The sequence below is a fragment of the Thermoplasmata archaeon genome (assembly GCA_038851035.1).
Classification (GTDB): Archaea; Thermoplasmatota; DTKX01; order VGTL01; family VGTL01; genus JAWCLH01.
This window is the reverse complement of sequence record JAWCLH010000046.1, coordinates 1-11867: the sequence shown is the minus strand read 5'-3', so window position 1 is coordinate 11867 and position 11867 is coordinate 1. Positions and strand designations below refer to the sequence as shown.

Annotated in this window: 7 protein-coding genes; 1 reads left to right on the top strand and 6 read right to left on the bottom strand. The window is 55.5% G+C overall.

The genetic code is table 11. The features are described from left to right. The 4 genes from QW379_10305 to QW379_10290 all read right to left on the bottom strand — a co-directional run. Positions 1-1035, bottom strand: a 1035-nt coding sequence (locus QW379_10305) for a hypothetical protein (GenBank protein MEM2870786.1), incomplete at its 3' end; no start/stop codon positions are given. Continuing rightward, complete coding sequence (locus QW379_10300) at positions 1005-1370, bottom strand: hypothetical protein (protein MEM2870785.1); 366 nt, start codon at positions 1368-1370, stop codon at positions 1005-1007. The genes QW379_10305 and QW379_10300, both read right to left, overlap by 31 nt. 131 nt (positions 1371-1501) lie before the next feature. Then, positions 1502-1867 (bottom strand): hypothetical protein, encoded by a 366-nt coding sequence (locus QW379_10295; GenBank protein ID MEM2870784.1) that lies wholly within the window; start codon positions 1865-1867, stop codon positions 1502-1504. 47 nt (positions 1868-1914) lie between these two features. After that, positions 1915-3483, bottom strand: coding sequence for an ATPase domain-containing protein (locus QW379_10290; protein ID MEM2870783.1), 1569 nt, complete (start codon positions 3481-3483; stop codon positions 1915-1917). Positions 3484-3629: 146 nt separating this feature from the next. On the opposite strand from QW379_10290, the gene QW379_10285 reads away from it, so the two are divergent. Continuing rightward, positions 3630-5126 (top strand): carboxypeptidase M32, encoded by a 1497-nt coding sequence (locus QW379_10285; GenBank protein ID MEM2870782.1) that lies wholly within the window; start codon positions 3630-3632, stop codon positions 5124-5126. On the opposite strand, the gene QW379_10280 is transcribed toward QW379_10285, so the two are convergent. Beyond that, positions 5123-7357, bottom strand: a complete 2235-nt coding sequence (locus tag QW379_10280; protein MEM2870781.1) for an Ig-like domain-containing protein — start codon at positions 7355-7357, stop codon at positions 5123-5125. The two genes, QW379_10285 and QW379_10280, sit on opposite strands and share 4 nt — an antisense overlap. Before the next feature lie 2050 nt (positions 7358-9407). After that, a complete protein-coding gene (locus tag QW379_10275) occupies positions 9408-11648 on the bottom strand; it encodes a hypothetical protein (GenBank protein MEM2870780.1) in 2241 nt (746 codons plus the stop codon). Positions 11649-11867 lie beyond the last annotated feature (219 nt).

Genomic DNA, 11867 nt, shown 5'->3' with positions numbered 1-11867 from the left:
CCCCCCGCCGCCCCCTCCCCCTCCTCCTCCTCCGAAGCCACCACTGCCGCCCGTTCCTCCGCCCCCTCCCTGGCCCATTTGGGCAAAAAGAAGGTCCTGAGTGCCCCTATTGGTCCCACCCTGGCCGGCCGACGCCCCCGAGCCTCCGGAAGCGCCACCGGGCTTCCCCATGCCGCCGCTGCTACCAGGCTCTCCCGCGCCACCTCCATTCCCGCCCTTCCCTCCTGCATAGACATATCCCGAAGCCCCACTGCCGCCCTCGCCGCCGCCCGGCGTCGTTCCCCCATCATTTCCAGCCGACGCACGTCCGCCACCGAAGCCACCCATTCCGCCTAGGCCTCCCGAGCCCCCTGTACCTCCCTCACCCCCGGGAAACCCTCTGCCTGAGACATCAATAAGCCCTCCGCTCTCCACTACCAGATTTCCCGCAATTCTGATGCAGAGAACTCCCCCCGTTGCTCCATCCCAGGCCGAGCAGGTCAGAGTCCCGCCTGAGGCAACGGTCACATTCGTGTATTGCGGCACTCTGAGAACCTGTGCTCTTCCACCGCTGGTTGTGAAGTATGAGTTTTGGAGCGGCGAGGTCAGGTCGATTCTGGAGATTCCAGTCGATGCTACATTCGCATATTCCCATCTCCCCGCCCTGCTGCCAGTCATCTGGATTATCAGAACCTCGTCCCCGGCTCGGAAACCAGAGGAGGTGTTGACCTGGAGGTAGCTCTGGCCCGAGCCGGCGGAGGCCGATAGAGCGGTCCGAACGGAGTCTGTAAGAAACGCTCCTGTCACCAGCAACTCCCCGTCGCTCCCAGTTCCTGTATCGATGCTGCGGACTGGGGTAAGGAAACCATTTTCGACCGTGACATTAGCATAAAGGCCAAGGCCCGAGAGCTCTCCGGGGGGGTCGAAATCGTCTGACCAGACGCTCTCGTCCCCGATGGGCTCGGCGGCCACTGACGGCGTTATTTGAATCGCCAGTAGCGACTCCCCCATGAGAAGGGCTACCATCAGACAGGACCAACACACTTTCCAGACCATGCCACTCCCTCCCAAGGGGCGCGAACTACCGCATCCTTGAGTAGCTCCTGATGAGCTGGCGCAAGGGCTCTTCCGCGGCCCTTCGGGAGTTTTCCCGAGGCCGCTTTCCTTGAGACGAACTCCAGCGCATCCTCAGTGCCGATGCGGCTCGCCTTGGCAATTATTGAAGCGAGAATGGTATTCCACGCTCCGTCCTTCTCGCCCGTGGCCAAGATAACCTGCTCGGCATGGTACATGAAGGAGTTGACGCGGCCCATGTCGAGCATGCTCTCCCTTCTTTCCGTATCGCCACGTTTGTAATACGGCTGATGGGTCCTGCGCCTCCCTCCCCTCATTCAGTTTCCTTCTAATCAATTCACTATCCGGCTCTCCATATATAAATAATTGCATTTGATTGAGCTCGATTTCGGTACGGAACTTCGGTGGCTCTCGTCGGGCGCCGGGGGCTGAGGCCGAGCTCCGCTCCCTATCTGTGCGCGACAACCGGGGACCAGAACTCCTCGCCGCACCTCCGGCACTTCCTCGAGCCGCTCTCCACGCTGGCCCCGCAGCGGGGACAGAGGCAGGTGGGGGGCTCGCTCTTTTTAAGGCTCTCTCCACAGAGCTCGCAGCGCCCCTCGCCGTCCAGTATATAGGCGCCGCAGACGCGGCACATGACTATCTCCCTCGAGCACTCCGGGCATACGCGCGCGCCAGCCCTGACACGGCCGCCGCAATGAGGGCATCCGACGGCCATCTTCCTCGCCCCTCTCAGGCCTGCTCGCGCTAGCAGCCACGCCGTCACGACGGCCGCCGCGAGAATTACCAGCCCGACCAGGAGCTCACCGGCCATTCCGGGGACCCGCGCACCGTATTGTCGAACGGCGGAGAAATATTTTCCTAGAGGAGGGGTCTCAGGGTTATTCTGATGTTCCCGCCCGTGGCGTCGGTGTCCATATAGTAGAGACCGCTCCTCGGTTTCTCGGTGTAAAGAAGAACCGCGCCGTTGAGCTCCTCCATGTGCATCAGGAGGTCCGACACATTCGCGCACCGCTTGGTCAAGCTCTCCATGCCCGGCCGTGTGATTCTTATCGTTAGGTTACCCTCCTTGCGCGTGAGCTCTGTGGAGGTGCTCAGGATTTTTTTATATGCCTCTTCGCCGTACCGCGCCTCCTGGGTATCTATGCCTATTATCTGAAGAACGGGCGCGCCGGTCCTCTGTCTGAGCGCCTTGTAGACGTACATCCAGTCGTTGAAGTCCTGCTCTATATTCTCGTACCTCATTGCGACCATGTATGGGCGGTCCTTGGGAAAGGTCCCGCCACCCTTTTCTATAATTCTCGCGAGAGAGTTGAAGCTCTCCTCACCGACCTCTCTAGAAAGCCTCTGGGCGATGGTCTCCGCGTCCAGACCGCCGGGCAGCACAAGCATGACGGCCCGGCCCTGCGCGAGAAAGTTCGCTGATAGCTGCGTCACGAACTGCTCGAGAGCGGCGTCCGGCACGCTGGCGCCGACGTCAAGAAGAACTGTGCTGCCCCTCCTAAAGCCCCCCCCGATGAGGAGGTCCAGGTCCTCGCTGCCGGAAGAGAACCGGGACTCGGTGTCGGCCATCGGCTTCCACTTTCTGGGCCTCGCTGGAATCTTGGGTACAAAGGGCTCGAAGTAGTGGAACCTCCCCCCAACGAGCGTGAATAGGTACTCAGCGTTGTGTATCTCCGTGCCCCTCATCTTGCGCAGGTGCATCGTCCTGACGATTCTGTCCCTCCACTTGGTCCGCCTCAGCTCCAGAACCCCGTCCACGAGGAAGTCTAGGCCGGACTCGCCCTCTCCCTCCTCAACCATCACTAAATTCACGCACTTATTGCGAAAGGCATTGAGTAGCATCGTCTGGAGCTCTTCGCGGTTCGGTCCCCTGCTCCTCGCCGCAGCCCCTCCGGATAGGGTGAATATCGCATCCCAGCTGTCCATGACGACGACGAATGGCGTCTGGGCCACCTCTGTCTTCTCTAAAATTCGCCTAAATAGGGGCGGGAGGGATAGGGCCGTCACCGCCGCCGGCTCTAGGTGGTCTCCAAAATCGGCCCCAGCCGGTCCGCCGGCCTCGCCGCCCTCGGGGGCGGCACCAGCACCGGGACCCGCTCCAAGGCCACCCTCCACCCCCACCGAAGCTCGCGCGCCCTGAGCACCAGATGGGGCAGCGCAGGTGCCCTCGCGCTCCCTGGCCCTCTCCACAAACTCCCGGAGCACGGTCTCGTCCAGCTCCTCAGAGGCGTCTATGATGAAGTCGGGCGGCACACTCTCCTCGAGCCCCGGAGAGTCCCTGTATAGTCTGTCGGCCCTGACCCTCGTGCTCACGTACAGGCCGCCGCACTCCCGCACCAGCTCCAGGCAGAACATCGTTTTGCCGGTTCCGGCGCGGCCCTTGACCAGGATGAAGCGGCCCTCGGGGTAGTTCAGAAGACTCGTCACCTCCGGCGGGATGAAGCTCGGCAGTGAGACTCCTCCTGGGACCGTGCGCGGAATTCTGATTGGCTGATTAATATAAGTAGCTGTCGTCCCCTCCTCATCCCAAAATATACAAATACTTTTAGATAGCTATTTCCGAGGGGACCCCAATGCCGAGGGAGTGGTCGGATTTTCTGGGGAGGGTTAAGGAGCTGGCCTACCTGGACCAGATCGCGAGCCAGCTCTACTGGGACGAGGAGACCTACATGCCGCCGGGGGCGGTGCAGGACCGCGCCCTGCAGAAGGCGGCGCTGCAGGGAATTATCCACGAGCGGCTGACCTCCAAGGCGATGGGCTCTCTCCTGCGCTCCCTGAAAAAGAACAAGCACCTCACCCCGGACCAGAGGGTGATTGTGAGGGAGGTGGACAGGAGGTACACCAGGGCGGTGCGAATTCCGAGGGAGCTGGTCAAGGAGCTGGCGAGGACGGAGTCGCTGGCGGTCGAGGCTTGGGTCAGGGCGCGGAGGGAGAAGAGCTTCCCCGTCTTCCAGCCTCTCCTGAAAAAGATGATGGGTCTGAAGAAAAAAGTGGCGGAGCACGTGGGCTACGAGGAGAGGCCCTACGACGCCCTTCTGGACGAGTACGAGCCGTACATGAAGAGCTCCGAGGTCGAGGCTCTCTTCTCCAGATTGCGGGAGAGGCTCGTGCCCCTCGCCTCGCGCATCCTGTCGGCGGCCGGCGAGGCCAGGGACTCCTTCATGAAGGGCGACTACCCGGAGGAGAGGCAGCGCGACTTTGTCGTGGAGGTTGTGAAGAGAATCGGCTACGACATGAGCAAGGGGAGGGTCGACGTCGCCCCGCACCCGTTCACCTCCGGCGGAAACAGGGACGTGCGGATAACGATCAGATACACGAAGGACGACGTCAGGCCCGCGATATTCGCCGCGATACACGAGGCGGGGCACGGGATGTACGAGCAGGGATTTCTGGAGAAGCACTACCACACCCCCCTCGCGGAGCCGGTCTCTTTGGGAATTCATGAGTCCCAGTCGCGCCTCTGGGAGAACTTCATCGGCCGCTCCCTTCCCTTCTGGAGGTTCTGGTTGCCGGGATTGAAGGAGAGGTTCCCCCATCTCGCGCCCGTCTCCGTCGAGGACTTCCATAGGGCGGTCAACACCGTCAGGCGCTCCTTCATCCGCGTCGAGGCGGACGAGGTCACCTACAACCTGCACATCATGCTAAGGTTCGAGGTTGAGAGCGCGATATTCGGCGGGAGGCTCAAAATCGACGAGGTGCCGAACTTCTGGAACGAGCGCTTCGAGAGCTACCTCGGCATTAAGGTCCCCGATGACTCTCAGGGCTGCCTGCAGGACATCCACTGGTCCATAGGAGCCGTAGGGTACTTCCCGACCTACACCCTCGGCAATATTTACGCCGCCCAGCTCTATTATAAATTGAGGAAGGACGTGCCGGACATGGAGGAGAGGGTCGCCGCGGGCGACTTCGCGCCCGTTCTGGGCTGGCTCAGGGAGAACGTCCACAGGCACGGGAAGAGGTACAGGGCGAAGGAGCTGATAGAGCGCGTCACGGGCGAGGGGCTGAACGAGGAGCGCCTTCTCGGGTACCTCAGGGAGAAGTACGGAGAGCTGTACGGGGTCTCGCTCTAGGGATCGGGAACTTTCCTGCCACGCCGGCGGCGCCTCCTTACCACCATCAGCACGGCGCCCGAGAGCACCACCGCCACCACGAGAGAAATCGCGATGAGGCTGATGTCCAGGCCATCAAATAAATATGTCCGGGGCTCCACCACAACCCTCACATCCGCCTCCCCGACGTTCCCTGCGATGTCGATGGCGCGGGCGCGCAGCCTGTGCTCGCCCGGCCCGAGCGTCAGGTTCCCCCACCAGACCTCCAGGCCGCTCGCCACCACCCATTTCTTTCCGTCGGAGCTCAGCTCCACTCTTTCCAGCCCAAAATCGTCGGAGGCGCTCCCCTTGAGCCTGACTGTGAGGGCCGGGCCGGAGGCCCTGAGCCTCTGGCCGTCCGAGGGGGCCATTATTGTGACCCTGGGAGCGTCCCGGTCGAGGGTGATGTTCACCGCCGCATAGCCTGTGTTCCCGGCGGCGTCAACGGCACGCACCCGGAGAAGGTTCTTTCCGTTCCTGAGGCTGAGATTGAAGCTCCAGGAGAAGATGCCATCCACGGGCGACCAGCTCGCTCCGTCCGTGCTCGCCTCCACCCTCAGAAGAAAACGGTTGTCGGAAGCGGTCCCGTAAACGGTCGCGTTCTCGTCCCTCGTTGCCGTATCTCGTGAAGGGGAGAGGATTCTCACCTCGGGTTTCACAGTATCGACATTCACCGTCAGGGCAGAGTAATTCACGTTTCCTGCTAAATCAATAGCCCTCGCGAATATCTCCCTCTGGCCGTCCTCGAGCTCCACATGCCCGACCCACGCAAGCAGCCCCTCGCAGGGCGACCAGCTCGCGCCGTCCGCGCTGAGCTCGACGCTCCTCAGACCGTAGTCGTCCGACGCCTCGCCCTTGAGCGTGACCTTTGTTGTGTTGACCCAGGAGCCGTTCGCCGGAAACAATATTCGGACCACAGGAGGTGTAAAATCGGCCAGGATGGATGTCCTCGCGCTGGGAGCGCTCTCGCCCACGGCGTTCATCGCGGTTATGTAGTAAAAGTTCACCCTCCCCTCCTCCGGCGCCATGTCTCTGTAGACCGTCAGCGGCGTCTGGAGCCTGACCACAAGGCTCTCGCTCTGGGACTGGTTCCCTCGATATATATTGTAGCCCGTCACCGGGGACCCCCCGTCATCCAGAGGAGGCTCCCAGGATAGCTCTATATATCCGGAGCCATGGGCGGCGGACAGACTGCGCGGTGGAGAGGGCCTCCGGTTGGGGACGGCGAAGGCCTCGTTGCTCCTGTCAGACTCCCCGATAGCGTTGACTGCCGTCACCTGATAATACCAGGCGGGGCCGTCGTCAAATGGGCCGTCAAGGTAGCTCAGCGATGACGACTCAACCCGCCCGGCCTCGGCCTTCTCATCCCCCGCCCCACCCCGATAGATAATATACTGCAGAATGGGGCAGTCGCCATCGTCCTCGGGCGGGAGCCATGTCAGATTGATGCCTGCCCCCTCCGCCCTCGCCCTCAGCTCGCGCGGTGGCGAGGGGGGCCGCCCGGGCGTCACGCTGACCACTCCCGAGCGCATCCCCTCGCCCTTGATGCTGACGGCGGATACGGCGTAGAAGTACTCCACGCCGTTGAGTACATCCGCGTCAACATGGTGTGTCACATTGCCCAGCCAGGTGAAATTGGTCAACCCGTCCTCGCTCAGGCCTTTGTAAACAATGTAATTAATGACGTTAAAGCCGCCGGTATCCGACGGAGGACTCCAGTCCAGCTCCACTGAGAAGTCGCCGGGCCGAGCGCTCAGGTTCTCCGGCGCCGACGGCGGAGCGCCTGCAAAGACCTTGAGAGGCAGTGACAGCTCTCCGGTGTCGTAACGATTGGAGGCACGGACGGCGTAGTAGTAAATCGCGCCGTTGGTCGTGGTAGTGTCGTTGAACCATGTCTGGTTGCCGACGGTGGCGATGGGCTCGAGGCTGGAAGAGGAAAGGCCTCGGTATATGATGTAGTTATCAATGGGCACGGGGCCGACGTCGTTGGGGGGCGTCCAGTTGAGGACAACGTATCCGGACCCTGTCACGGCGGAGAGGTTGGTCGGCGCCCAGGGCAGGAGGCGCATCTTGAGGACGAAGGCGTCGTTCCCGCCGTTGTGGGTGGTGTCGTAGGCCCCGGGCGTGGTGGGGAAGTCGTCTGAGGATGTAATACCTGTTAAATGAATTGTATTCATATAATTAGAAAATATCGAATATGGCCAATCGTCCATTAATCCACCGATATAAGTGGAGTAAATAAGCCTTGAGTTTTCGATATCCATTCGGAAAATAACTACATCAAATTTACCATTGTTTTCCTTTTTAATGGCACTATCGGTAATTGGAAAATCATTTGATTTTGATAGCGCAGAGATAACAAGGGTTCCATCTGGAAACAGGACAATCCCGGTGGTACAATCCGTATCTGACCCACCAAGATATGTTGAGTATTTGAGCTCTGAACCCAACCGGTCAAACTTGGAAATAAAAATGTCCGCCGCACCATTTCCATTCAGATTCTTTTGATACGCGTCCGAAGTGACAGGGAAAAGATATGAGGTCGTGGAACCAACAGCATAGATGCTCCCATCGGTCCCCGGCGCAACATATGCTCCTTCACTAAATTCCCCCCCAAGGAATGACGAAACTATTAGCTCCGAAAAACCGGGGGCAAACTTTGCAAAAAATGCATCGTTATGTCCATTGTGGGTTGTATCATACGCGTTTTCGGTTGTTGGAAATGCGGATGAATAGGCAATCCCACCAAGATAGATATACCTTTCCTCATCGATTTCTATTGACATCACATTATCATAAAAATACGACGAATAAAGTAAAGATAATTCCTTTATGGAAAACTGAAGAATGAAAGAACCGACCAATTGTTTGAAATGGGCATTAGGGGTACACGGGAAATCGAGGGATGATGTCTTTCCTGCTAGATATACATTGCCATCGTTGTCAATTGCCATATCAGAACAATATTCAATTGAAGAGCCACCCAAGTATGTTGAGTAGAGCATATTGAAACCATCGCAGCTTAATCTCATTAAAAAAATATCAGACACATTATTGAAAGCATCATACGCATCATTTGTTATTGGAAAATCTGTGGAGTTCGTGTCTCCCGCCAGATAAATAGAATTTTCATCTGTGTATATCGCTCTTGCTTCGTCTACTCCATTTCCACCAATAAATGTGGAATATATCATATTATCTCCATTACGGCTTAATTTTACTAAAAAGAAATCCGCACCGAAAAAAGGATATGTGCCCGGTGTCGTTGGAAAATCAGGAGAGGAGGTATAGCCGATTACATAAATATTCCCTGAGGCATCGAGTGACAAACCATTTCCCTCATCCCAATACCTGCCACCCAGAAATGTCGAGAATATTAGGGGATCTATGATCAGAGGTTTTGTTTGATTGTAATCCCGGGAATCAATTATATATGAAAGGATATTCCCGGCTATATTAATTTTTGTTTTTACAATAGTATTTTTCTCTCCATCACTCTGATAGGAAAATAGTCCCTGGTCGAAGACATAACCGATAGGTGTTTTGATAACAAGATTCTCTCCATCGCTCTCCGGAACAGCGCCATCGTACATTATCTTAATTTCTTTGACGTCTGCACCCGGGTGAATGACCCATTCATATTTGATACCTCTCACTGTAGCTTTAAAAATCAAATCAATTCCATTGTAGATATTTTTATAAATAATTTCTGTATATAGTGGCGCAGTGTTTATCCATTTCGACCTGTCATTTCCGAGAATGTAATTAAAAAATGAAATGGGACTCCCCAAACCAGCTGGTGTGACATAATTAGTGTTAAGAAATCTTATTGCAAAAACGTGCATGGTTTTGGGGGAAGGGATGCTTTTTACACGCTCATCTGAAGAATGAAAATCATTACATTCCTCAGGGTACTCGATCAACCGCATGATCACTCTATCGGATTTAAAATAAATGTGATGGGTGTGAAAAATCACCTCATCGTCCCGTATCTGGCCGAGATTTTGCACAAATCCTGAGGAAGCGTAAGAGTAACTTTTTAAATATTGGGTGATATCGGTCGGAGTGGATTGAGTGGTATTGAATTCCTTGCATATACAGTCAAAAAGCTCTCCTGCCACGTCGAGGCGCTTCTCTTCTTCCTTCATAGAAAAACATGTTACACCATCTGTGAAAAGACTGATATGGAGCTGAGTGACGAAAAACATCACAACAATTAATGCCAATATTTTTCTAGATTTCATAAATATTCCCTGATATGGGTTATTCCGCTTCTACAATGATATTATCAATAAATGTTCCAAATCCACAGGGATACGGTGGATAATATCCATCAGATTGAAAATAAAATTCTATTTTTATATCACCACTTCCCAGCCCGGGCCCCAGATAGATGGTCACCTGTTCCCAGCCTTCGGTGTCCTCTCTGAATTCCCAGATAAAGCCATCGTCATTTCCTAAATAATTTGAATATAATTTAATCATAAAGAAATCATAATCACCCGTTCCAGGCGGCTCGAGCGTCTGGCAAAAGTCGAAATGTATGTGGAGATTGGCCAATCTGCAATCGCCAATTCCTGTATACATATAAGCCCGCATATTATCCTCATATTCTTCCGGGGGGTCGCACATCGAGCCGTTGCACCAAATGACGTTGTTAAGATCAATATTTTCCACACCCCAGAATCCCCTGTTTATTATCAAACTGCCCACGGTCCAATTATTGTCCTCCGGGAAATCCCCCTCGAAGTCTTCAAATAGTATCCTCTTGGAGTGGGCGGTGACGTTCTGCACGACCCAGTACTCGGGCCCGGTTCTGCCGCCCAGCCAGTAACAGGGCCAGAACTTGTGCTCTCCGAGCAGCACTGACGAGAGGGTCGTGATATTGCTCAGCACGATCGACTCCTGGGGGGCGAGCCGGAAGGGGCCGTAGATTCTTCCGCAGTCGCAGGTGTTATTCTCCGGGTCCCGGACCGCGACTCCCAAGTAGGAGTTCTCGCAAAAATACAACTCCTCCTCTCCAAGATTCATGAGCTCGTATCTCACGAGCACATACTGGCCCAATAGCGGTCTGGCATTGGTATTCATGCCCAGAACCTCGAAATTGTGCACCTGCAGGCCGTGGGGACCGTCGTCTGTAATTCCTTCAAACAACCCGTAGGTGAACATTCCAATGTTATTATACATGTACGAAAACGCCAGATCCGTCACGAGAGGGCCCCAGTAAATGTGCTGGAACGCCTCATAGAATCGAAAAATGTTTTTAATTCTGTTGTATGTGCCATCATCAATTATTCTCCATGTAAGCATCAGGTGCTCGTCGTCAAAAAAGCCCTCGTCGTCACAATCAGGGTCCTCATCGCCCACATCGAAATCGTCCCACATGTCCCAGAACAGGCCCGCAACGCATCCCACGGTTCTCTCGCCCCTGAGACCGGCGCGGTCTCCCGAGAATCTTTTACCATTAATTGACCATGTCTCGATGTGCAGGCCATCGGGCGCATCGTCCCGGTAAATAAGATCGTTATTACGTTTGGCCCCGAGCCAGCCCTCGCTGTCCGAGAAAGCGGCCCAGGCCCACGCGAAGCCCGCCGCGTAGACGCACTCCTCCTCGCTCCAGCCCTCGGGGTCGTAGAATTCCTTGTCCCACAGCTCCAGAAAATATTCCTCGAACCCGCTCGCGTATGGCCACGTGGGCCAGTAGCTCTCCTCATATGCACATGAATAGAGAATATTCAGTCCGTAGCAATATCTCACTGAATCGTATCCCACTCGCCAGCTTGTGGAGTCATCGTCCTGAAAGTATTCGCACGAAATCTCTATGTGCTTCTCCTTCGGAGGCCCCGGCCAGCAGTAGAAATTGGAGAAGGGGCTCGAAGCCCAGCTCACGTCGATGTATGTATTACCAGAATCTATTTCCAGGCTGGCTATCCTTGATTCAACCAAAGTGTGATATATAGCGGCCGCACCGACCCTGGAGGAATTCTCCGAGCCCGAGTCCGCAAACACGATATTACATGTATAATCATTATTGTCCGTAAGAATATTTTGAGATGATTTGCCGTAATAATAGGCCGGTCCTCCAGCACCATAAGCCACTGAGCCTACCCTTAACGGATTGTTCGGAGCTCGGCCATCGTTCATTTCTACAGTCACATCCACGGTAATGGACTGGGGAGGGGGGTTACCGAACTGCTGGAGCATGAGGGTGAGAAAGCTGTTACCACATATATTTAAAGCAGACTCGATAATTGTTGGTGGAGAGGTGTCATACACAGTTACCTTCACTGCCGCATAGGGAAGGGGTATCGTCGTATTCGCCTCTTCCGGTAGCTCACTGATGTACGCGCCCGAAACCGTCAGATGAATCTGCAGGTCCACCTGTCCCGCTGTGCTGCTCCACTCCCCCGACCTGATCTCCATCATATTGGGGGGGGGGTCCGAAGCCCTCGACCCGAGGTCGAGACCCACAATCACCGAGCTCCATATGAGCAATGCACTCATTAAGATTGCTACCGCCCTAAAGCGCTGCATAGCCCCACCGTTTTTACTATGTCTGGCGAAGTATATAATTTTTATGGACCATCAGAGTTCCCTGTCGAATCCCGAAATAACTTCCTCTCGGCAAATATAAGAGCCCTAAAACCATATCAATACATGCGGAAGCTCACAAGGAGAAAGCTCAGATGGCTCATCAGGGAGATGGAAAAGGGTGAGGCCTCT